This window comes from Paenibacillus glycanilyticus NBRC 16618 (genome assembly GCF_004000805.1).
Lineage (GTDB): Bacteria > Bacillota > Bacilli > Paenibacillales > Paenibacillaceae > Pristimantibacillus > Pristimantibacillus glycanilyticus.
Genome location: NZ_BILY01000004.1, coordinates 58,437 through 80,897 on the forward strand (window position 1 = coordinate 58,437; position 22,461 = coordinate 80,897).

Genomic DNA, 22,461 nt, shown 5'->3' on the forward strand with positions numbered 1-22,461 from the left:
GTTGTTTGTATGTCCTAAGTATACGGCCGCCCGGCAGACCTCCCTACCGTTTTTGTAACCTCAGTCTAGTCGTTTTGTGACATTGCGGTATTCTTGCGGATTAACTCCATATTGCTTCTTGAACATCTTCGTAAAATGCGAAAAATTCGAATAGCCGACCTGCTGCGCGATTGCGCTGACCGTCATTCCCGTCGTATCGAGCAGCTGTCTGGCTCTTGCCATCTTCGTCTCGATGAGGTAATCAATCAGGTTCTGCCCGGTCTCCTTCTTGAACAGGCGGGATAAATAAGCCGGATTCAAACCGACATGCGCGGCGACGTCCTCGCGGGAGATGTCCTCCTCCACGTTCTCTTTCATATACTGAACCGACTTCTGCACCACGCTGTTGCTCTCTAATGCAGTAAAGGCCGCATCCATGACGGCAGAGACGATATTTTCCGCCCAATGCCTGTATTGGGACAAGCTGCGGATTTGAGCCGATGCCCACAGCGGGAAGTTGGGCACCTGGCTTGGGTTGATTCCCTTTACGTGCATAAAGCCGTAAACCACCTGCAGCGTGTCCAGATGGTAGGTCTCCAGCTGGTTCTGATGTATTTGACCCGCTTCCAGCTTATCCACGCTCCGGTTAATCAAGGAGATCACCTTGTCCCGTTCCTTGTTCAGCATATAGGACGACCATTCCGTTACGTTGATGTTGTCCGGCACAAGCAGCGGCGCGGCCGTACTGCCTTGAGGCACATACATAATGACCGACTGCGACTCCTTGACGTTATGACGCTCCTTGTCCTTCAGCCCTTCGCATAACCCGGACACTTCCTGAAGGCTAACGAACTTTCCGATATAACAGGTGATCTGGCAATAGAAATAGGTTCGGCATACTTCGATGAACCTTCTGCAGGGCTCGGCCCAGCTGCCCGCAGACCGGGCGGCTCCTCCCGTATAGACCATCGCGAACATCACGCCGCTCCGGTCCGTAATGACATCCCCGGCGCCGCCCGAGAGGAACAGCTCTCCGGCGGCTTTTTTCACCGCGTACTCCATAATCTCCTGATCCCGCGCATCAAGCGGCTTATGCCATTCTTCGATGCTGATGAGAATAGGCATAACTCTGCCGTCCGCTTCCAGCTCGATTTGGGCATCCTTCAGTCCCCGCTCAAGGAAACCTCCGAACGAGAGCTGACGCCTCGACAACATATCCTGCCAGAAACGTTCGGCGAGCAGCGGCTGCTGCTTGCGCCACAGCTCCGCGTATTTGCGGTACTCGGCATGATGCTGTACGCTCTCTTCCTTCTCTCTAACCGCCTGAAGCATTAAGGAGACCGCCTGCACCAGCTCCTCGCCGTCGACCGGCTTCAGCAAATAATCGAAGCTGCCGAGGTTAACCGCCTGCTTGGCGTAAGTAAACTCCGAGTGGCATGTAAGAAACAGAGACTCGGTATGCGGGGAATGCTGTTTCACCCAACGGACCAGCGACAATCCGTCCTCGTCGGGCATCTCGATATCGCAGACGAGAATATCGATGCGGTGCTCCTTCATGATTTGTCTTGCGGCATCGGCGTGATTGGCGGTATACACGGCTTCAATGCCCAGCGTTGACCAATCGTTGCATTCGCAAATGCCGTCCACCGCAAATTTCTCGTCGTCAACGACCAGCATCCGCGCCATCTTCATCCCGCTCCTTTGTATGATCGATAGGTAAAGTCAGCCGTATGGCTAATCCTTTTGGTTCATTTGGCCGGAAACTGATCCGGGCTAGGCTGCCGTAACGCATCGCCGCCCGTTTCTTCACGTTCCAGATTCCGATGTGATTATCGTCCGAGGAGGGCTTGTATTGCTCCGATGCCAGCTCCTCCATCCGCTCCTCGCTTAAGCCTTTGCCGTTATCCTTGACTTCGATCTGCATCAGGCCGGAGTCCTCGGCGTCCCGCATGGCCGTGATTTGAAGCAGGAACGGTTCACCTTTGACGCTCATGCCGTGAATCATCGCATTTTCCGCAAACGGCTGTACGAGCAGCGAGGGAATACGGGCATCCCGAAGCTCCTCCGCGCACCCGATCTCGAATTCGAAGGTATCCTGATACCGCATCTTCTGAATCTCCAGATAGTTGCGGATATGCTCAAGCTCCTGCGACAGGGTGATCGTATCCCGGCTCGTTCCAAGCATAAACCGGAAGTAGCCGACCATATGGCGGACCGTCTTCTTCACCAGCTCGTATCTTTTCAAATCCGCCAGCTGAAAAATAATGTTCATCGTATTGAGGAAAAAATGCGGATTAATCTGTGTCTGCAGATGTTTCAGCTCCGCCTTCTGGGCGTTCAGACGTTCCTCGTACACGTCGATCTTTAGGTCCTTGATCTCGTCCATCATGTTGTTAAAGGTATGATTAATGATCGCAAACTCGGTAATCGGCGAATCCGGCAGCTTCATCTCCATGTCCCCGTCCTTCACCCGCCGGATGGTGCCAAGCAGCTGGAGAATCGGGGCGAGGATGATGCGCCGGAATACAAAGAGATAGACAAGCAGAATAATCAGGACAAACAGCGGAAGCAAATTGATAATCGTCTGGAATTGCTTCAGCCCTTTCAAGAGATCCGAATACGGCAGAACCACGGCCATGCTGATCCCGCTGAGCGGCGATTTGCTCGTAATGACAAACAGCTTCTTGCCTCCGTCCGAATAGGAGAAGGACGTATTCCTCGCCAGCTTATCGGCCGGAAGCCGAAAATCCTTGCTTAAGCTGTCTGACGGCTTGGACAGAATCATCCCGTCTTCTCCGGCAAACAGCACGTCGCCGCCCGTCCGCACATCCTGAAGAGGCAGCTTTAACGTATTCATGCTGATCAAGGCGCCGATATAGGCATTATTGGTCGTATCATCGCTGACAACCCTGTGCAAATAATAGTCCTGCCCAATCTTGACGATCTTCCATTGATAGAGAAGCGGATGCAGCTCTTCGGCGTTATTCAGAGTCTGCGTAATCCAGCTGCTGACCTGGTCATGGTCGGTGTCCGAGATGACATTGGTTGTCGCCAGGATGTCATTGGGCTTCGAATACACATAGAACATGTCTACCGTATGGTAATAGGAGCGGTAAGCCGAATTTCTCTGAATCAGCTCCATCTGGGCAAAATAGTATTCGGAGTCCGACAGCCCCGTCTGTCCGAACTTCTGAAAGTTCTCGTCATGGTCCACGTTGTAGACCATATTCGTCGTTATATCGTCCAGGCTCCGGTCGATCATATTCAGATTGGAATTCACCAGATTCTGATAGGAATTCGCCACCTGCGTGAGCACGACATCCTGCGCGTAGTGACCGGCGGCAAACAGGATAAGCAGGAGCGGCAGGGTGACGGCCGAGAACAGCAGGACAAACCGCGAGCTTAGCTTTTTCGTTTTTTTCATGGATTTGCCAAACATGGTGGAACCTCCCGCACCCAATATAAGAGCAGAAAATGCGTGACAGACCTCTTGCATTGGCCCGCCACGCATTTCCTGTTTTATGTACGCAAATCCTTGACTGTCTGCCTTTCCACAATCTCATGCGGAACAATAAGGCTCGGGACGATCTTTCCCGTTTCAATCATCGTAATGACCTTGTCGACCGCATCTCGTCCTAGCTGCAGCAATGGCTGCCCAACTGTCGTCAGCGCCGGATAGATCATCCTTGACAGCCGGATATTATCGTAGCCGATCACGGACAAATCCTCAGGCACCCTGATGCCTAGCTGAATGGCAGCATTCATGGCTCCAACGGCCATTTCGTCGCTTGCGGCAAATACGGCCGTTATCCCGCGCTCGTGCTCCAGCAGCGTCTCCATCGCCGCTTTGCCGCTGTCATAATGGAAATCCCCGTAAGCAACCCGCGAGCTGCGGAACGGAATTCCTTTGTCATTCAAGGCATCCTTATAGCCCTGCAATCTTGGTATGCCCGCTATCGGATCCTCCGGTGTACCGGCGATCATCGCGATATCCTTATGCCCCTTATCGATCAGATAACGTACCGCATCGTACGAGGCCTGCCGGTCATCGACCTTCACAAACGGAACCTTCGGATCCTCATTCTTGGAGGAAACGAGTACAATCGGCACCTGCATCGTATCCAGCATCTGCTTGTATTCATGCTTAAGCACTTCGCTTGCGAAAATAATGCCGTCGATCTGCCGTTCCCGAAGCACCTGCAGATACTTCATCGTCCGGTTCCCGTCTACTGCCGTATTGCATACAAGCACGCTGTAGCCCCGCTCCAGCGCATATTCTTCGATCCCCTGCAGAACCGCTGATGAGAACTCGTTCGTGACAGCGGGGAACATCACCCCAATCGTCTGGGTGCGCCTGTTGTTCAGGTAACGCGCTATGGCGTTGGGATGATAGCCCATATCCTCTATTGTTTTAATCACCTTTTGCTTGGTTTTATCGGAATAGCCTGTTAATCCATTTAGAACCCTGGAAACAGTGGCGATTGATACATTGGCTTCTCTAGCAACATCTCTGATTGTCGGTATCATAGACCATCCATCTCATTCCATGAAGTATTGCCCCGTCCATTTTACGTAACCGGTTACCTCAAAGTATATGGCCCTGAAAAACTTTCTGTCAATCCAAGCGTAAACGGCTGCACCTTCCTTAGGAGGTGCAGCTTACGTTTCGCGGTGAAATATAAGTCCTGTATAGAGAAAAATCTATACACTCTTATATTTGCGAAATAGTAAATTATTTACTTATTTTTTCTAGAGGTTCTACGCGGCCGTAGGATGCTGCTGCTCCGTGTATCGGCGCCGCCCAATTTACGGCATTTTTGATCACGTGAAGGATCTCCGGCTGATGATAAATCGGGAACGTTTCATGGCCCGGACGGAAGTAGAACAGCTTGCCTTTGCCTCTGCGGTAGCAGCAGCCGCTGCGGAATACTTCGCCGCCTTCGAACCAGGAGATGAACACCAGCTCATCCGGTGCCGGAATTTCGAAGCGCTCGCCGTACATCTCTTCCTTCGGAATTTCGATGTATTCGCCAAGTCCGTCCGCAATCGGGTGGCCGTGCTCAATAACCCAAAGCCGCTCCTTCTCGCCGTCATCCCGCCATTTGAGCGCGCCGGTCTTCGTGCCGAGCAGCTTCTCGAACACTTTGGATGCATGGCCCGAGTGGAGCACGATCAGTCCCATGCCCTGAAGCACGCGATCTCTTACCTTCTCGGCAATATCGTCCCGTACTTCATGATGGGCCAGATGCCCCCACCAGATCAGCACGTCGGTGTTATTGAGTACGTCGTCCGTGAGGCCATGCTCCGGCTCGTCAAGCGTAGCGGTTCCAACCTCAAAGCCTTCAATGGTTTTCAGGTATCCGCCAATCGCATTATGAATGCCTTCCGGATAGATGCCTTTTACATGCTCGTTATGCTTCTCGTGGCGATACTCGTTCCATACGGTTACTTTAATTTGCTTCATGTTTGTTAGTGCCTCCTATTGTTGAATGGTGATCCAGCGTTCTTCGGTAAAAGATTGAATGATCGCGTCTACGGCCAGCTGGTTGATATAACCGTCTTCTATCGTGGCGTCCATGCCGTCCCCTTGGCCTTTTACTAGGTGAAAGAACGCCTGCATTTGACCCGTGCGGCAATGGTCGGGTATGTCAGCCTGCCTGAAATGCTCATCGCCTTCCTCCTTGAACTTCACTTGAAGCGAGTCTGCCGCTTCCAGGTTATAGACAAGAGCGCCTTTGGAGCCGTAAATCTCAATCTGCTGATAATTGCCCCGCCCGTAAGCGAAGCGGGAGATCAGCATGGAAGCCGATATGCCGCCCTCCATCCGGGAGAGGACATGGCAGAAGTCATCCACGTCTACCACGCCTTGGCCGGAGCCGTCCAGCAGATCCCGCTGCTTGATAATCGTATCCGCATCGGCAATCAAGCGCTCCGTATTGCCAACCAGGAAGCGGGTCAGATCCAGGATGTGGCAGCCAAGGTCGCCAAAGGCTCCCGAGCCGGTAACGGACTTGACGAACCGCCATACAAGCGGAATATCGTCATGGATGCCCCACTCCTGCAAGTATTGGCTATACACGTGGCGGATCGTGCCCAGTCTGCCTTCTTCGATAAGCTGCTTGGCGTATCGGGCGGCTGCTTTATAGCGGTAGGAGAAGCAGATCATATGAGGCAGCGGTTTATTCTGCAAAGCCGCCCGCAAGGCGGCCGCTTCCTCCGCGTTCATCCCGACCGGCTTTTCCAGCGCAAACGGCTTGCCGTGCTCGATGGCTGCCATCGCAATGGCGAAGTGGCTGACGGTTGGCGTGCCGATGGTGACGGCATCCACCTCCGGATTGCGAAGCAGCTCGGAATAGCTGAGGTAAGCACGCTCCTCGGGAATATTCCACTGCGCGCGCCTTGCGGCAAGGCGCTTCTCATCCTCGTCGCAGATCGCCCAAATCTCGGCCTCCCCGCTTGCAAGTATGCCTTCGCTATGAAAGTCGGCAATGCCGCCAAGTCCGATAATACCGATTTTTAATTTACTCATACGCACCATCCCAACGATTCCCGGATTAAAAACCACACCATCAGATTAGCCTGTGATAGAATGATTGAAAATGGCGGATCGAGACACTTTTTGTACAATAGCGACTTTTAGAAAAAAGGGGAATGTTATGCTGGCCGTAAATATGGAGCTTGTCCCTACCGTTACGTTTCTTGGATTCGTGGCTTACACGAGCCCTTGGATTCACTTCAAACGAAACGTCGACGAATATATTCTGTACATCATCAAAAGCGGAGAACTGCACATCGAGGAGAATGGCGAGCGTTACGCATTGCGCAAAGGAGACGTGTTTATGCTGGAGCCGAATCTGGATCACGAAGGATTCGAGAAGCATGTATGCGACTATTACTACATTCACTTCAAGCATCCGGATATTCAAACGGTTCATATCGAGGATATGGAGAGTTACGCGAGGAGCTTCTTCCTGGAGGATCAGGAACCTGAGGCCGGCTGCAGCCATGGCTTCCCGAAGCACTTTAACCTGGCTAACCTAAACGCGCGGAGTCAAGTGTACAATCACCTGAATGAGATGGGGCAGCTATACCAGCGGAAAAATTATAACCGCAGCATGACGGCCCTCAAGCTGGCGGAGCTATTCGTCCAGTTGTCCCGATCTTATCTTGCGGAGCATCTGCAAAGCGCAAGGAAGCGGTCCACCAAAGGGGAGGCTACCGCTTACGAGCTGCTGGATTACATCCACCAGCATTACCCGGACAAAATAACGGGCTCCGATATCGAAGCCCGATTTGATTGCAATTTCGATTATTTGAACCGGATCTTTAACAAAATTACCGGCTGCTCTATCACGCATTATGTCAATAAAGTGAGGGTGAACCGGGCCCGGGAGCTGCTGGAGAAAACGCAAATGACCATCGGCGAGGTCGCCGAGCTGGTTGGCTTCGGCGATATTTATTATTTCAGCAAAGTGTTCAAGAAATACGTTGGACTCTCCCCTGCTTATTACAAAGGGACAAGGTGAATTAGAATTCAAGGTGAGCGACGGTCAGGCCTTTTCACGGTAGATTTTCCGGTATGCGGCAGGCGTAAGGCTCTCGAACTTTTTGAACGTCTTAATAAAATAACCCGCGTCGGCGAAGCCAAGCTCGTCGCTGATCTGGTTGACGGACAGCTCCGTTGTCTCGAGCAGCTCCTTCGCCCAGCCGATCTTCAGATGCGGAACAAACACCGAGAAATTCTCGCCCGTTTCCCTCGTGAAGATCCGGCTGAAATAACTCGGGCTGACATGGCATAAGGCAGCCATCTCCTTGAGGTCCGCATTCTCATGCTTATGGCGGTAAATATAATCAAAGGCCGGCTGCAAAATCGAGTTGCCAGCCTGGTAGACGCCGGAGGATTTCTTCAGCTTTTTCTCAATCAGCGTATTGGACAGTTCGCTTTGCAGCGCTTGAATGTGCTCATAAGGAGAATCAATCGCTTGAACCGGAGCAGCCGTTGGATTTTCCCGGGACAAGGAGTCCCGGTACATCTGAAGCATGTCGCTCTTGCGGATCGCTTCCTCCACGATATAGTTGCACAGATGGAACAGCATATCGGCGATCTTCTCTACTTCCTCGTAAGACAACACCGGCAGCGACCGGTACTGCTCCTGCAGAGCGTTGAACTTTTTATCCGTCTCCGCATTGGGCGGCCTTGTCACAATCTGCTCAATCGGCACTTGGGGATCGCTCAGCTTCACCTGTCCCGCCATAACCGCGCCAATATATTGGTTATCCACCACAATCGGAATCGCTATGTCGAGAATTTGAAAATGGCATTGGTAAATATAAGGCTTGTTCGACCGGACTGCCTCAAGTCCCCCGCGCGCGTCGCATTTCTGGCAATAGGACGATAACGCAGGGTCCTTCCGCACCTCGCGGCAGAAAGCCTGGCATTCGCTATGCTTGGAGACGGGGATACCCTTGTAATCGACCGTAATAATCGCCATCTTCGTTACAAGAGACATGGAATCCTGAAGCTTATGCCATTTGTCGATGTCCATAATTTGTTTCAGATCGTATCTTGCGTTCATTGAGATCGCTCCAAACCTGAAGGGATGCCTTTATTATACTAGAACGCGTCGTCAGGACAAAATAGTACAATTCCAGGAAAGAATGAGCATAAAAACACCATCGTAATCTGCTTTATTTTGCGCTTATCGTACAATGCTTCCTCCCGCCCCCTGATTTTATAATGAGAGTAGTCCGTAAGCGAAGGCTTACCATGGCTCATGCTTACGAAGTATGAATTCATTTCAGGAGGTATATCCAAGATGAGAAAAGCATTTATCAGCCCAAGCAAATACGTTCAAGGTGAAAACGAACTGCTTAACCTCGGCTTTTTCGTTCAATCGTACGGCGATTCCGCCCTTCTAATTGCTCATCCCGATGATGTAAAGCGCGTAAAGGACAAGCTGGACTTTACTTCTAATAAATTCCATATTACGCTGGTTGAAAGCGGATTCCGCGGCGAATGCTCCCGTGAGGAAATCGCCCGTTTGAAAGAGCTTGCCCGTGAGAAAAACTGCTCCTGCACGATTGGCCTCGGCGGCGGCAAGGCGATCGATACCGCGAAATGCGTAGCCGAAGGCGAAGCGCTTATTATCGTTCCGACGATTGCAGCGACCGATGCTCCAACAAGCCATTCCGCCGTTATTTACACGAATGACGGGGCTTTCGAGGATTATGCATACTTTAAATCCAGCCCTAGCGTTGTAATGATCGACACGACCGTTATTGCGAATGCCCCTACACGCTTCCTCGTATCCGGCATGGGCGACGCGTTGTCGACTTACTTTGAAGCTAGAGCAACGTCCCGCTCCTTCTCCAAAGTAAATGCCGGCCTGCCTAACGGCGTACATGCCGGCGCGGCGCCAATCGCCCGCGGAACCAAAGCGGCGCTTGCGCTTGCGAAGCTCTGCTATGAGACACTCCTCGAGGACGGCGTGCAAGCGAAGTTGGCGTCCGACAGCAACAAGGTGACAACGGCGCTTGAGAATATCATCGAGACCAACATCCTGCTCTCCGGTCTTGGCTTCGAAAGCGGAGGCCTTGCGGCAGCCCATGCGATTCATAACGGACTGACCGTGCTTGAAGGCACGCATCACTATTTCCACGGCGAGAAGGTTGCCTTCAGCACGATTGCGCAGCTCGTTCTGGAGAACGCGCCGAAGGAAGAAGTAAACGAAGTGCTTGCATTCTGCGCGGCGGTTGGACTGCCGGTATGTCTTTCCGATATCGGCGTAGACAGCATTATCGGCGAGGAGCTTGCACAGGTTGCGGCGCTTGCCTGCATCCCGGAAGAATCGATTCATGCTATGCCATTCCCGATTACGGAGGAAGCGGTAGCCGCTGCGATCATTGTTGCCGATCAGCTCGGCCAGGCTTTCAAACAAGGAAGGAAGTCGTAAGATGAAAAAGATCATCAATCAGCCGGAGACGCTTGTCCGCGAGATGTGTAACGGACTTGCGATGGCGCATCCGGGTCTCGAATTCAACTCTAAATATAAAGTCATGAAGAAAAAAGACATTAACGCCGCCAAAGTGACGCTGATCAGCGGCGGCGGCAGCGGCCACGAGCCCGCTCATGCCGGCTTTATCGGCAAAGGAATGCTCGATGCGGCGGTCTGCGGCGACGTCTTTGCCTCCCCTTCGCAGATTCAGGTCTATCAGGCGATTAAGTCTACGGCAAGCGAGCAAGGCACGCTGCTTATTATCAAGAACTACAGCGGCGATATGATGAACTTCAAGAATGCCGCTCATCTTGCGGCAGAAGACGGCATTCAGGTTGATTACGTCAAAGTCGACGACGACATTGCCGTTGAGGACAGCCTGTATACGGTTGGACGCCGCGGCGTTGCCGGCACGGTGCTTGTTCATAAGATTGCCGGCGCTGCGGCGGAAGCGGGACGGAGTCTCGCCGAAGTAAAAGCTGCGGCGGAGAACGCGATTGCAAATGTCCGAAGCATCGGGTTTGCTTTTACCTCCTGCACGGTTCCGGCGAAAGGCACGCCAACGTTTGCGATTGGCGAAGACGAAATGGAATACGGCGTTGGCATCCACGGCGAGCCCGGGATCCGCAGAGAAAAGCGAATTTCCGCCGACGAGCTTGCACAGCGCATGGTATCGGAGCTGCTTGCCAGCCTGGGCATGAATGCCGGCTCCACCGAGGAAATTGCCGTTTTGGTCAACGGCTTTGGAGGTACTCCGCTTCAGGAGCTGTACCTGCTGAACAATGCCGTCATGCGCGAGCTGCATGAAAAAGGCATTGCCGTTAACAAGGTGTTTGTCGGCAACTACATGACCAGCATCGATATGGCAGGTGCATCCCTGTCCATCATGAAGCTGGACGAGCAGCTGAAGCAGCTGCTGAACGAAGAATGCGATACGCCTGCCTTCCTTGTGCGCGGGGGTGCCTCGAAGCCCGTGTCCTATGTGGCTTTGGAGGAAACGGCAGCAAATGATGAGAACGTGTCTTACCGCGTTGAAACAAGCGAAGAGTATGCCGTAGTGGAGAACGGAAAGCTGTCCCTCCGCAATCTGACTTACCTTATCGATAAGATGAGCGAGATTATTATCGAGAACGAAGTGCCGTTCTGCGAGCTGGATTCCCATGCCGGCGACGGGGACTTTGGCATGAGCGTGGCGAAAGGCTTCAAGCAGCTGAAAGCGGAATGGAAGGATATCGTGGGCGAGTCCGAGGATATCGGCAGCTTCCTGCATGCCTGCTCCCTGATCATCATGGAGCATTGCGGCGGCGCGTCCGGTCCGATCTGGGGCTCGGCCTTCCGCGCGGGCGGCAAATATGCCGAAGGCAAAACGGAGCTGACTGTTGCCGAGGTAGCGGAACTGCTTGATGCGGTAGTGAAAGGCATTCAGGCAACCGGCGAACGGTCCTTTGGCCGCGGAGCCGTTGTAGGCGACAAGACGCTTATCGACGCGTTGATTCCTTACGCGGAAAGCTGGAAATCCGCTGCGGAAGCGGGAACCGAGCTGAAGGCTGCCGGCATTGCGGCTGCCGAAGCAGCAGTCGAAGGCGCCAAGCAAACCGAGACGATCGTTGCCCGCATGGGCCGCGCCGGCACCGTCGGCGAACGCAGCATCGGTTATCCCGATGCGGGCGCATACGCGCTTGGGGTTATTTTCACTGGATTGTCGGTTGTGTTGAAATAATAAGCGAATAAGCATAAAGCAGCAGCCTGGGATGAAATGCAATTCCCAGGCTGCTGCTTTGTTCAACTCATACTTATGGAGCCTCGTAGTTTTTTAACGGTGTCCCTACATATTCTCGGAAAGACCGGATCCTGTCTTCTTCATACTCAAAGACGACAGTAAGCTCATTGAGATAAGACTTTCCGTTTAATACCCCTTCGGCGCGAAATACAACAATCCCGTTGTCTTCGTTTTCTAGCACAAGGATAGGGGTGAAATATGCTTGCAATACGGAGCGTTCGAACCTAATCAGATCCTCGAACCTCTCTTTGCCATACTGCTCGTTGTTCCATCCCTCCAAAGGTAGTGGGACGCGGAAACGAAAATCCTCCGTTACCTTCTGAAGAAAATGTATGGTCTTCCCTGTTTCGAAAGCATGCTTGAAAGCATCAAATGCATCATACGTCCGGGATATACGCGTACCAGTGGACTTATGCATGGAAGAGCCCTCCTTCATGTAATTCATGCTTCACAGCAATTAGCGCGACAAAACCTGCAACTGGCTGGATATCGTTCCTAGGTGAATGGCTTCGTGAATAAGGGCGAAGTTGAATAATTCTCCGGCCGTGTTAAATTGAAACGGTCCAAATACATAAGGAGCTGAAAGCTTCTTTTCCAGCATTTCAGGCGTCAGCTCAGATAGGCGGGAAAACTGTGCCGTTAATAACTCTGCAAGCTCTTCCGTAGACGGAGGAACAATCGTCCAATCCGAAGGTCTTGTTCCAGAGTTAAACAACTCTGGATACGTTCTGGGAATAGACGAGGGGGTACCAAAGCTTATAGAACAATACTGATCCATCCAATAGATGATATGACCGACATTCCAACGAATGGTATTGTTGAAGCCTTCCGGTTGCGTGTCATAATAGCCTTCCGTTATACCTTGTAGCTTGCCAATCACGATCTGATGAAGCATTTTACCGGTATTGATAATGGATTGTGTCATTGTTAACCGCCTCCTAATAAAGTTGACTTCATGTGGTTCGTTTTCTTATCCCAAGATTACCTCCACACGGAACTTTCCATCAATGCAGCAGGCGTTACCGAAACGTTAAGCATAAGTTAACAACAAGATATTGACAGAAGCGGAAGATCGCGTGACACTATTCATTAATCAAATACCCGCATAGCGATGGAAGGCAGGTATGAGCTATGGAGTTCAAACAACTGCAGTATTTTATGGCGATATGCGAAGAGCTTCACTTTACGAGAGCGGCTGAAAAAATGGGAGTCAGCGCCCCCAACATTAGTCAGCAGATAAGGAGATTAGAAGAGGAATTAGGAGTCCTGTTATTCGATAGAATTGGAAAAACGATTGTCCTGACGGAAGCGGGAGCGATTCTCCGTGAACATGGCGCTGCCGTGCTCGGACATCTTCAACAAGCGAGCGACGCTATCGCTGACCTGAAGCAGATGCGAGGAGGATCGTTATCGATTGGTGTTTTGCCCGGTGATGCGGATCTCCTGTTTAACGCTTTGCTGCTAAGCTTCCACCAGACGTATCCAACCATCTCTCTATCTCTACTGGAATCTATGAAGGTAACCGAACAAGTACTGGACAGGAGCATTGATATCGGAGTAACTATTGGGCCTGTTATAGACGAACGGCTCACTTCAATCCCCTTGTTTCACGAAGAATTCTCATTGGCGGTAAGCAGGAATGATCCTCTTGCAACCGAGAGCATTATCCCATTCAACAAGCTCCAAACCCTGAAGCTGGTCATGTTCCCGCCCGACCATCAATGCCGCATGCTGATCGACCGTTATGCCACGGACAACGGGTTTTCTTTGCAGCCTCATATGGTGACGACAACCTTATCATCTCTCCTCCAGATGGTGCAAAATGAGGTTGGCGCTTGCGTTCTACCGCGATTGCTGCTTGAAAATCTGCATAATCCCGACATTAAAGTCGTGCATTTGAAGAATCCCTCACCTTCCCAGGATATATGTCTAATTTATCGCAGAGACAAATATATTGGATATGCTATGCGCACATTCATCAAAACCGTAAGAGCCTACATCGAGAATGCGATCAAGCATGCAAAGTCCCCATAGGGCAGTTGGATCCTTCTCCAAATCCAGCGTATATTCCCGCAACTATTTATCGAATGGCGCTTTCATTTGTTCCAGCTCTTCGTTAACTCTTTGAGCCTCATCCCTATTTACAGCGGGAGAGCTGAAAACAAGCTTTGATTTTCCATCGTATTCTTGATATGTAATAAGCTTGTATATCTCCGGGTCGGTTACCTCAAAAGATACTCTTAAACTTTTAGGATCAAAAAAGACTTGACCTACGGATGTCCTTTCTGCGCGGACGTAAGAGATGAGGCTGTACCCGCTCGCAAATAGAACATGTTCAAGCTTGATGTTGTCACCAATTGTTAAGGAGCCCTGGAAACTATATTCTTTTTTATTATAATTTCCTTTCAAGGTTAGCGTGGTTTTTTCATTGAAATGATCGCCATATATAAAAGCGGAGCCATCGACATTTACTTTTTGATAAGGATCCGGACAAAAACTATTGTGTCATTCCCGGGCACTCACCGGACGTTGGATTTTCTCCAATGAAAACAGGTTAATAGAAAGAACTTCAGAGACTACGTTGGATTCACTCCAGTAAAAAGGGCGGGAATACGCTGCTATTACAAAAATAGGCTGTTTTTAATGTAGACAATCCAATGTAGCTCGGATCGCAGGGAAAAACCGCTTCTTACGCTGTATGAAATCCAATCAAGCTCTAAGCCAAGCTTATAAAAAACAAAGGACAGCCCCGTCGTCAAATAATGACTTCGGGACAGCCCTTCATGCATGCCGTATCTCATTTTTTGTTTTTCTTTGAAGCCATCCAGAAAACGAGAACGACGATGGGAATAAAGATAAACCAAGGAATATGAATCGTACTTTGGGTAATGACGGCGAGCACCAGCAAGCCTAAAGCGCAATAATAAGCCAGAGGCAGCCTCTGCCAAACGTCTCCATGCCTACGAATCCTCCTCCCTCTTCGACAACCTTCTTTAAGCCCATTGTATTATTCGGAACCCGATAATAAAACGGCGAAGGCAACAAAAAGCCGGAAGAAGGAAAAGGTTATAGACGTTGCTTATTGGCGTTGTTTATTTTCAAGCTCAAGCTCCAGATACCATTCGTACCGGCCGTATCCGGGAATAACCGAGGTTTCACCCTCGTCCCAAGCTGCGGACGCATCGTCGAGGAAGCCGGTTGCGGGCTCCAGCGCAACATGATACTGATTCAAATAACCGCCGTAATTCGCCCACACCGCCAAATAAGGGACCTGCTCCTTCGGGAATGTCATCGTAAGCATCTCCCCGCTTGCGGGATCATACAGGGAAGCCCGGCCATCCGGCAGCGGCCCGTCAAAATAAAACTTCTCCGCGGTTTCCGCGTCCGCCGCTTCCGCGATATTCAAGCTGACGTTCGGCAGCGGCCGTGGCCACGGCAGAAGCGTTCCCTTATCGCCTAGTCTGCGATTATGGGAGTAGGACACCGCAATTCGTTCCAGCCTTGCGGGTACGATAATTTCCATTCCCGCTTCGACTTGAAACAAGGGATGAGCTGCCCATAGAAACGGGAGAGGTTCAGCGCCTAGATTATGCGCGATATAATCAATCCTCAAGCGTCCCTCTTCCGTAAACGAGCAGGTCTTCTCCAACCGGTAGGGAAGTCTGCGGCCTTCCACCTCGCAATGAAGCTGATCGTCCCGCAGGCCGCATTCCCAGGCCAACGACCACACCTCGCCGTGATCGGGCAATTCAATGCCCGCCCACGGCGATTGCCGCAGACGGCAAGCATCCACCGTCGGGAACATCTCGTCCCAGCCGCTCCCGTCGGCTTCCGCGAAAGAACTGGCATACCCCGCGTTGCCAAGCGGAAGCGTTGTGCGGGACAACCACTCCCGGCTGGCGGCAGCGTTCTTGAGCGATACGACCTTGCTGCCCAGCGACGGAATAAGCGTCAGCTCCAGCATGGAAGAACGGCCTCTCCACGCCTCGCACCCCTCGAACATTACTTTCTCCCAATACATGCTTGTCATTGTCTTCAAGCACCTCCCGTCTTAATGAAGCGGCTTCGGCAAATAAAGGAGCGTTGCACAGTCCTGACCGGACTGTACCTCGCTCCCGCGAAATTATGAGATATGCTCCACGGCCGAAGCCGGCAAGCTACAATGAATAGCGGCACCCTGATGGGTCGGCTCAAGCTCCAGCACTTTGCGGAAATGCTCTTCGGCGGCTGCCGCCTGCCCTAAGCCTAATTGACCAAGCGCTATCATGTAGTGGCAATGAATGCGGTTCTTCTTGTCCAGATCCTCGTCGAAGACCAGGAAATCCGGAAGCGATACCGCAAAGTAATCGATCTTCTGCGGCTGGAACAAATGCTGCTCGCCGTAGTCGACCAGCTTGTTGAACCGGCTGCGGGCTTCCCGCTCGCGTCCGAGCTCGCGCAGCGCCACGCCTTGGTAATAAATCATGTGAGGCGGCTGGTCGTTATAGAACATGGCGCTAGTTGGTTCGTCCAGCCCTTCCGAAGCCAGCGACCAGAAGGCCTCAGCCCGCTCCGCGTCGCCGAGAATCCGGTACGCCATGCCGAGATAGTAATTGATATTGTTCTCTTGCGCGCCTTCAAGCTTGCCTTCGTTAATGGACAACGGATATTGCTTAGCCGCTTCCAGCTGTTTGATGGCTTCGCCGGCTTGCCTTTGCTCCAGAAGCTGCTTAGCCAGCTCTACGCGGGCCAGTACGTATTGGGCCGGCACCTTTCCTTCTCCGCCTTCCCAAGGATGGAAGTTGCGGGCGAAGATGAGCTCCAGCGCTTCTTCATGACGCCCAAGCGAGTTGTAAAGCGTTACGTATTCGAGATACAAATCATCGCGAAGCTCTACCAGCTCCTTGTTCCGCTCCAAGACGGCCAGGCGCTGCTCCGCCGTGTAGGCCAGCTTCTTGTACAGCTGATCCAGCTCGTAGAAAATGCGGGCGTCGTCCGGCGCCAAGGCATGCGCTTTCTCAAGCGAAGCCAAGGCCGCTTCCGGCTTGTTCTGTTTATTGTAATAAGCAAGCGCGAGATTTCGGTGCACGGTTGCGTAATTGCCGTCGATGGCCGCCGAAGCTTCCCAGCTTGCCGCGGCTTCCGCATGGCGCTTCTTGTCATACAGCAGATTGCCGAGATAATAGAACGCTCTTGCGTCATCCGCGCGTACCCGGGCCGCATGGGTCAGAACAACGTAATCCGCAAGCGTATTCGGGAAGCAGTAAGCCGGGTTCGCCTCTTGGCCAAGCGAGTAGCAATAGTTGCCTGCGGATTGGTCTCCCGCCATATGATGGTAGTACCCCTGGTAATAATGGACCATCGGATAGACGCTGCCCGCCGTCCGCTCCTCGATCCGCCCCAGCACGTCTTGCGCTTCGGCGTACAATCCCGCATCCGCGTAATCTTGCGCCAGCGAGATGTAATTGTGGGCGTCGTCCCGCATAAGGCCGGCGAGAGCTTCCAAAGCTGCCGAAGCTTGCTCTTCCCTTCCTTCCAGCTGATGAATGCGAATCCATTCGTTGCGCGAGCCAAAGTCGATCGGATCATACTCGGATGTTTCCGCCGCCACCCGCCCCGCTTCTTCCAGGCGTCCCAATCTGCGCAGCAGAGCCGTTTTTAACAGCCTGGCCTTGCGGTTGCGATACTGCGCATCGATGGAACGATCGATTAACTCCAGCGCTTCCTCGTATTTGCCGCTGCCCGAGGCGAGCTGGGCAAGGGCAAAATATCCCGCGGCCTGCCAAGCACCGGACCAGACCGACTTATAGAAGGCGGCGAATGCTTCCTCATGACGCCCCTGCCATTTCAGCACCTTGCCCAGATGGAAGAATGGCTCCGCGTCGTATGGCCGCGCATTATGCCGCGTCAGCGTCTCGATCGCGCGGCGGAAATACGTCTCGCTCTCCGCGAATTGGCCCCGTCGCAGCAGCAGCAAGCCGTAAGCATTGTTCAGGCGGATATCCCCCGGATCGCGCTTAAGTCCTTCCAAGTAGTAAGGATCGGGCTCGTAAGTTGCATGCCGGTACTGCTCCAGATGCTGCGCTGCGAGGAATAACGCCTCCGTACTGCGAAGCTCTTCCGGCTCGCCAATCGCTTTTGCCGGATCCGGCGTTTTCTCCAGCTGCTTCCGCTGGGGACGATAGCTGACCAGCTCTTTGCCGTTGTCCGCGAATACCGCAAGCTTCAGATTCTCCTCCAGCTCCCCTTCTTCAAGAACCACTGTTGCGGCAAAAACCTGGGATGGCGATAAATCCGCCGTTTGATCAATATAGGTGCGGGCTGCCCCCTTTAATACGATGCGGGCATTTGCGTAGACCGAAGTCGCGTATGCATTTACGCTAGCCTGCCGGCCTTCGACTTCCAGATTAACCGCGGCATCGATCGTAGCATTCTTCACCATGCCGACTTCCTTGTAAGGCATGAAGTATTGCTTGAAGCTTTTCTCCTCGTACGGCTGCAGCCAGGTGAAGTCCGGCTGGTTATCCGTATAAACGCCCGTCATCAGCTCGATGTAAGGCCCGTCCTCGTCCGTCAGGTTCCGGTCCCAGGCCTGGCCAAATTCGCCATGTCCCCAGGTCCATTGTTTTTTGCCGGGAGACACATGCTTGTTGGCAATATGAAGAATGCCCGCTTTCACGTTGTGGTCATAGCCGCCGACAAAATCGTAATCCGACCGGTACGCCATATACGAGGTTGGCACCGGAATGTTGCGGTAACGGGAAATGTCGACTCCTTCGGAATAGTCCATTTTGTAATACGTGCCGGTTGCGATCGGGAATTTGGATACATCCCGCTTGCCGTGGTCAAACACGGCGTGAACGTCGGGCGGAAATACGGACTGCGTATGGTCGTTGACCGCAACCGCCGGATTCGCCCACCACAGGAACGTTTGCGGCTCGGAGGTCCGGTTGAACAGCTGCGCGCTTATTTCCAGATAAGCCTTTCCTGGGAACAGGGTGAAGCCTGTCGTCACCTTGGTTCCGTACATCCGGTCGATTTCTCCGACCCATACCGTCTTGCTGCCGTCCGCATTCTCCCGAATATCGCATTCCACCGGTCCGTAGGTGTTCGGACGGTGATGCTGCGGCCAGTTGAACTCAATGCCGCCGGAGATCCAAGGACCGGCAAGTCCAACCAAAGCCGGCTTGATGACCTGATTATGATAGACGAAATCATAATTGTTCGTCTTATCCACCGCCCGGTAGATCCGGCCTCCAAGCTCGGGCATCAGTTGAATTTGCACGAATTCATTTTCCAAAAAAACGATCCGGTAAGGCTTCATCACCTTCTCGTCGTAAATCTTGTCGATAACGGGATGCGGGTAGACCCGTCCCGAGCTTCCTTGATAGACGCGTTTCTCCAGAAACATCGGATTAGGGTCCGGTTTCCCGACTTCATAAGTGGGCAGCTCCACCGTCTGCTCCCATACTTTTACTTCAGCAGCCATTCTCGATTCATCCTCCCAGAGGTACGATAGTTATGGATTAATCGTACGCAATCGCGGCTAGGACCGCCATTGACAATCAAATGATTATAATGGACAATATGATGATTATTAGAACATACGAAGACCGATCTACAGGCATGATTGGAGGATATCTCAAGGCATGGATAGATTATTAAAGGAAGATGGCTTCCCTTCACAGAGACTAATAGTGCTTCCCGATCACATATTGGCCGAATATGCCGCCCATCCTCTTATCCGGCCCCTTCATATTACGGATATCGGCTGCTTCCCTTACGCGCGGCATCACTACCGCCGCCGTCCGGAAGGAAGCGAGGCCTATATTGTCATGTACTGCACGGACGGCTGCGGATGGGTCAAACTGGACGACGAGCGGCGCCATGAGGTACGCAAAGGCGAGCTTGCCGTTATTCCCGCCGGTACGCCCCATGAATACGGATCGTCGGAAGAGGAGCCATGGACCATCTATTGGATCCATCTCAAAGGCGAGCTTGCTTTCTCCTTCTTCGGCGAGCAGGGGAAAGCAGCCCCCGTGCCCATCCCGGTGGAGCGTTCCTCGGCGATCATCGGGCTGTTCGACGAATGCTACGAAATGCTGCTGAAAGGCTACACGCTGGATCATGTCGTCTACGTCTCGCAGCTCGCCTGTCATCTGGCGGGCATGATCCGGTTAATTCATGCGCATCGCCAGGCTGCTCCAAGCCCACGCAGGCAGCTCGACATCGAGAAGGCGATTCAATATATGACGGAGCATCTGGAGGATAACGTGTCGCTGGCGGAGCTGGCGGCGGAAGCGGCGCTGTCCGTGCCCCATTTTACCCAATTGTTCAAAAAAAAGACCGGCTATTCGCCGATCGATTATTACTTGCGTCTGAAGATCCAGCTGGCCAGCCAATACCTCGATCTGACGGATCAAAGCGTCAAGGCCGTTGGCATTCGCGTCGGCTTCCAGGACCCCTATTACTTCTCGCGGCTGTTCAAAAAAATAATGGGGAAGTCGCCTTCCGCGTACCGCAGCACGCATAAAGGATAACTTCCCCGTCCGAATACGATTATTGTTGTTCCCGAATATGGTACATCAAGCTGTCGAAGTCGCCTCTCAGCGGCAGCTCCACGCCGATCCGCATGAGCGACCGACCGCTGAATACGCCTTCGATACCTTTAATAGCGTACCGCTTGTCCGGGTTAAGGCCCTGCAAAAGCAAACGCGGGAAATGGTCCCCAAGCTTCTGGGAATGCAGGAAGGCGAACAGCACGCTTTCTTCTTCCCCGCTTTCGCCGATACCGACGTATTGCACCGCTTCCACGCCTTTATGCTTCAGCGTGCGGAGTCGATACTGCCGGCCTTCTTGAACGAGCGGACGGATCGTTTTGTATTGCGCGACCAAAGCGCCCGCTTCCGCAAGCTGCTCCTCGCTCCAATGATTCAGGTTGGCCCCGATGCCAAGCGTGCCCGTCATGGCACTATGGAAGCGATACGGGATGGAAGTCACGCGTTTGTTCATTCCGCTTACCTCTTCCGTCACCCAGCAGGTCATCAGCTTCGGCGCGTACGCATAGGAGAAGCCTTCTTGAATGCTCAGCCGGTCGAAAGCATCCGTGTTGTCGCTTGGCCAAGCTTGCTCCGCATAACGCAGCATGCCGAAGTCGATGCGGGAACCGCCGCCCGCGCAAGTCTCAAACGCGACATGAGGGAATTTCTCCCTAAGCTCCGACCAGATCTCATACAAGCTTCGCACATGGCGGACCCACAGCTCCTTCTGCCGGTTAAGCGGATGGTTCATCATGCCCGGCTCGGTAATCGTCCGGTTCATGTCCCATTTCACGAAGGAAATATGATGACGCTCCAGCAGATCGGACATAAAGCCGATAATGTAGCGTTTTACTTCCGGCATGGAAATGTTGAGGACAAGCTGGTTTCTCAGCTCCGTCCGCGAGCGTGTCGGGAAATGGTAGACCCAATCCGGGTGCTGCCGGTACAGGTCGCTGTCCGGGTTAACGGCTTCCGGCTCTACCCAGATGCCGAACTCCATGCCAAGTCCGCGAACCTTGTCAATCAGCTCGCCGAGTCCGTTCGGGAATTTCTCCGGATTAACGATCCAATCCCCAAGGCCCGCGCGGTCATGATTGCGCTGCCCGAACCAGCCGTCGTCAATGACGAACAGCTCTACGCCAAGCTTCGCCGCACGCTCGGCAAGGGCCGTCTGATCCTGAACGTTGACGTCAAAGTACGTCGCTTCCCACGAGTTATACAGTACCTTGCGCAGACTCCGGCCCGGCGCCACGACTTCATACTGATAGCGATGCAGCATTCGGCTCATCGAACCAAAGCCGCCGGAAGCGTAGCCTCCGACAAATACGGGCGTCTCGAAGCTTTCTCCGGGAGCAAGCGTCCATTCGCTGTCGAAGTCATTAATGCCGCCCGTTACCCGCACAAGGTCAAACGCCGTTTTCTCCGCTACGATCTTCCAGTTGCCGCTCCATGCGAGCGCGCCAAACCATACTTCTCCGGATTCCTCCGTTGCTCTGCCGTTGTCGATCGCAAACCAAGGATTCGCGTGGGCATCGGTAAAGCCGCGGCGGGACTCCAGCACCTTCTTCCCTTCCGACAGCACCGTCTCCCTCAGTTGAAACTCGCCCGCCCATTTGCCCGTTACATGCGTCAGCCGGTAATTCTCGAGCGTTGGCATCGTCCAAGCTGCCGATTGGGCATTCTCCAGCACGATATTCTCGCTGCCCGTATTCACGATAACCGCGGACCGCTCAATCAAATCAAGCCCGGGCACTACCGTATAGATCAGACGGGCTTCAATCGGGTACGTCTCGTCCTTCAGCGTAACGGTCAGCGTCTCTTTGCCGCCCGCTGCTTCCGTTTGATATCCGTCATAGACAAGGCGCAGATCGCGCACGCCATCGTGCAAGCGAACCTTCAGCGTAGGCTCCATGTACGATAACCCGCCCCAAAAAGCGAATTCTTCCGCTTCGCGGTCAAGCGCGGCGTCAAACGAGCTATGCGAACGGGAACCCATGAGAAGCGCGCAATCGGCTGCTTCAACGGGAGCCCCCCAATACAAATGCTGCAGGATCCCCTTATCGTTTAAACCAAACACGTAGGAGCTGTTTACCGTCGAGATTGAAAATAACTGCAAATCGGAGTCAAATTGTATGTTCAAGAGAATCACCTCATGTATTTGATGCGCTTATCGTACGGAAAAACGAAG

16 protein-coding genes are annotated in these 22,461 nt (G+C 52.8%); 5 read left to right on the forward strand and 11 right to left on the reverse strand.

What is annotated here, in order from left to right:
• Positions 1-60: 60 nt before the first annotated feature.
• The 5 genes from PGL01S_RS03970 to PGL01S_RS03990 all read right to left on the reverse strand — a co-directional run bounded on the left by PGL01S_RS03970 (position 61) and on the right by PGL01S_RS03990 (position 6,508).
• On the reverse strand, positions 61-1,665 hold the full coding sequence (locus PGL01S_RS03970; protein ID WP_127491637.1) for a response regulator transcription factor: 1,605 nt from the start codon (positions 1,663-1,665) through the stop codon (positions 61-63).
• Complete coding sequence (locus tag PGL01S_RS03975; RefSeq protein WP_127491639.1) at positions 1,643-3,418, reverse strand: sensor histidine kinase; 1,776 nt, start codon at positions 3,416-3,418, stop codon at positions 1,643-1,645. Before PGL01S_RS03975 ends, PGL01S_RS03970 begins: the two co-directional genes overlap by 23 nt.
• Before the next feature lie 80 nt (positions 3,419-3,498).
• On the reverse strand, positions 3,499-4,506 hold the full coding sequence (locus PGL01S_RS03980) for a LacI family DNA-binding transcriptional regulator (RefSeq protein ID WP_127491641.1): 1,008 nt from the start codon (positions 4,504-4,506) through the stop codon (positions 3,499-3,501).
• 205 nt (positions 4,507-4,711) lie between these two features.
• Complete coding sequence (locus tag PGL01S_RS03985) at positions 4,712-5,443, reverse strand: ThuA domain-containing protein (protein ID WP_127491643.1); 732 nt, start codon at positions 5,441-5,443, stop codon at positions 4,712-4,714.
• A gap of 15 nt (positions 5,444-5,458) precedes the next feature.
• On the reverse strand, positions 5,459-6,508 hold the full coding sequence (locus PGL01S_RS03990; RefSeq protein WP_244935502.1) for a Gfo/Idh/MocA family protein: 1,050 nt from the start codon (positions 6,506-6,508) through the stop codon (positions 5,459-5,461).
• A gap of 127 nt (positions 6,509-6,635) precedes the next feature.
• Between PGL01S_RS03990 and PGL01S_RS03995 the strand changes: the two genes are divergently transcribed.
• The gene (locus PGL01S_RS03995; protein ID WP_127491647.1) at positions 6,636-7,505 is read left to right on the forward strand and encodes an AraC family transcriptional regulator; all 870 of its coding nucleotides are present in this window, start codon (positions 6,636-6,638) and stop codon (positions 7,503-7,505) included.
• 24 nt (positions 7,506-7,529) lie between these two features.
• On the opposite strand, the gene PGL01S_RS04000 is transcribed toward PGL01S_RS03995, so the two are convergent.
• Complete coding sequence (locus tag PGL01S_RS04000; RefSeq protein WP_127491649.1) at positions 7,530-8,555, reverse strand: PocR ligand-binding domain-containing protein; 1,026 nt, start codon at positions 8,553-8,555, stop codon at positions 7,530-7,532.
• A gap of 240 nt (positions 8,556-8,795) precedes the next feature.
• Between PGL01S_RS04000 and PGL01S_RS04005 the strand changes: the two genes are divergently transcribed.
• Both PGL01S_RS04005 and dhaK read left to right on the forward strand, forming a co-directional pair.
• Positions 8,796-9,932: a glycerol dehydrogenase gene (locus tag PGL01S_RS04005; RefSeq protein ID WP_127491651.1), complete on the forward strand. Its 1,137-nt coding sequence runs from the start codon at positions 8,796-8,798 to the stop codon at positions 9,930-9,932.
• Between the two features lies 1 nt (position 9,933).
• Positions 9,934-11,694, forward strand: coding sequence for a dihydroxyacetone kinase subunit DhaK (gene dhaK, locus PGL01S_RS04010; RefSeq protein WP_127491653.1), 1,761 nt, complete (start codon positions 9,934-9,936; stop codon positions 11,692-11,694).
• A 73-nt stretch (positions 11,695-11,767) separates the two neighbouring features.
• On the opposite strand, the gene PGL01S_RS04015 is transcribed toward dhaK, so the two are convergent.
• Positions 11,768-12,172: a nuclear transport factor 2 family protein gene (locus tag PGL01S_RS04015; RefSeq protein ID WP_127491655.1), complete on the reverse strand. Its 405-nt coding sequence runs from the start codon at positions 12,170-12,172 to the stop codon at positions 11,768-11,770.
• A gap of 39 nt (positions 12,173-12,211) precedes the next feature.
• Complete coding sequence (locus PGL01S_RS04020) at positions 12,212-12,679, reverse strand: DinB family protein (RefSeq protein ID WP_127491657.1); 468 nt, start codon at positions 12,677-12,679, stop codon at positions 12,212-12,214.
• Positions 12,680-12,885: 206 nt separating this feature from the next.
• On the opposite strand from PGL01S_RS04020, the gene PGL01S_RS04025 reads away from it, so the two are divergent.
• On the forward strand, positions 12,886-13,788 hold the full coding sequence (locus tag PGL01S_RS04025; protein ID WP_127491659.1) for a LysR family transcriptional regulator: 903 nt from the start codon (positions 12,886-12,888) through the stop codon (positions 13,786-13,788).
• Between the two features lie 1,045 nt (positions 13,789-14,833).
• Here PGL01S_RS04025 and PGL01S_RS04030 read toward each other — a convergent pair.
• Positions 14,834-15,784: an aldose epimerase family protein gene (locus tag PGL01S_RS04030; RefSeq protein WP_127491661.1), complete on the reverse strand. Its 951-nt coding sequence runs from the start codon at positions 15,782-15,784 to the stop codon at positions 14,834-14,836.
• Positions 15,785-15,877: 93 nt separating this feature from the next.
• Positions 15,878-19,222 carry a DUF5107 domain-containing protein gene (locus tag PGL01S_RS04035; protein WP_127491663.1) on the reverse strand — a complete coding sequence of 1,115 codons (3,345 nt, stop codon included), beginning with the start codon at positions 19,220-19,222 and terminating at the stop codon, positions 15,878-15,880.
• A 160-nt stretch (positions 19,223-19,382) separates the two neighbouring features.
• On the opposite strand from PGL01S_RS04035, the gene PGL01S_RS04040 reads away from it, so the two are divergent.
• Positions 19,383-20,273 (forward strand): AraC family transcriptional regulator, encoded by an 891-nt coding sequence (locus PGL01S_RS04040; RefSeq protein ID WP_127491665.1) that lies wholly within the window; start codon positions 19,383-19,385, stop codon positions 20,271-20,273.
• 19 nt (positions 20,274-20,292) lie between these two features.
• Here PGL01S_RS04040 and PGL01S_RS04045 read toward each other — a convergent pair whose 3' ends face one another.
• On the reverse strand, positions 20,293-22,413 hold the full coding sequence (locus tag PGL01S_RS04045; protein ID WP_127491667.1) for an alpha-galactosidase: 2,121 nt from the start codon (positions 22,411-22,413) through the stop codon (positions 20,293-20,295).
• Between the last annotated feature and the right edge of the window lie 48 nt (positions 22,414-22,461).

Bases quoted from the DNA above. Each gene is read 5' to 3' on its own strand.
- PGL01S_RS03970 (WP_127491637.1), bottom strand. From the start codon at position 1,665: ATGGCGCGGATGCTGGTCGTTGACGACGAGAAATTTGCGGTGGACGGC.
- PGL01S_RS03975 (WP_127491639.1), bottom strand. From the start codon at position 3,418: ATGTTTGGCAAATCCATGAAAAAAACGAAAAAGCTAAGCTCGCGGTTT.
- PGL01S_RS03980 (WP_127491641.1), bottom strand. From the start codon at position 4,506: ATGATACCGACAATCAGAGATGTTGCTAGAGAAGCCAATGTATCAATC.
- PGL01S_RS03985 (WP_127491643.1), bottom strand. From the start codon at position 5,443: ATGAAGCAAATTAAAGTAACCGTATGGAACGAGTATCGCCACGAGAAG.
- PGL01S_RS03990 (WP_244935502.1), bottom strand. From the start codon at position 6,508: ATGAGTAAATTAAAAATCGGTATTATCGGACTTGGCGGCATTGCCGAC.
- PGL01S_RS03995 (WP_127491647.1), top strand. From the start codon at position 6,636: ATGCTGGCCGTAAATATGGAGCTTGTCCCTACCGTTACGTTTCTTGGA.
- PGL01S_RS04000 (WP_127491649.1), bottom strand. From the start codon at position 8,555: ATGAACGCAAGATACGATCTGAAACAAATTATGGACATCGACAAATGG.
- PGL01S_RS04005 (WP_127491651.1), top strand. From the start codon at position 8,796: ATGAGAAAAGCATTTATCAGCCCAAGCAAATACGTTCAAGGTGAAAAC.
- dhaK (WP_127491653.1), top strand. From the start codon at position 9,934: ATGAAAAAGATCATCAATCAGCCGGAGACGCTTGTCCGCGAGATGTGT.
- PGL01S_RS04015 (WP_127491655.1), bottom strand. From the start codon at position 12,172: ATGCATAAGTCCACTGGTACGCGTATATCCCGGACGTATGATGCATTT.
- PGL01S_RS04020 (WP_127491657.1), bottom strand. From the start codon at position 12,679: ATGACACAATCCATTATCAATACCGGTAAAATGCTTCATCAGATCGTG.
- PGL01S_RS04025 (WP_127491659.1), top strand. From the start codon at position 12,886: ATGGAGTTCAAACAACTGCAGTATTTTATGGCGATATGCGAAGAGCTT.
- PGL01S_RS04030 (WP_127491661.1), bottom strand. From the start codon at position 15,784: ATGACAAGCATGTATTGGGAGAAAGTAATGTTCGAGGGGTGCGAGGCG.
- PGL01S_RS04035 (WP_127491663.1), bottom strand. From the start codon at position 19,222: ATGGCTGCTGAAGTAAAAGTATGGGAGCAGACGGTGGAGCTGCCCACT.
- PGL01S_RS04040 (WP_127491665.1), top strand. From the start codon at position 19,383: ATGGATAGATTATTAAAGGAAGATGGCTTCCCTTCACAGAGACTAATA.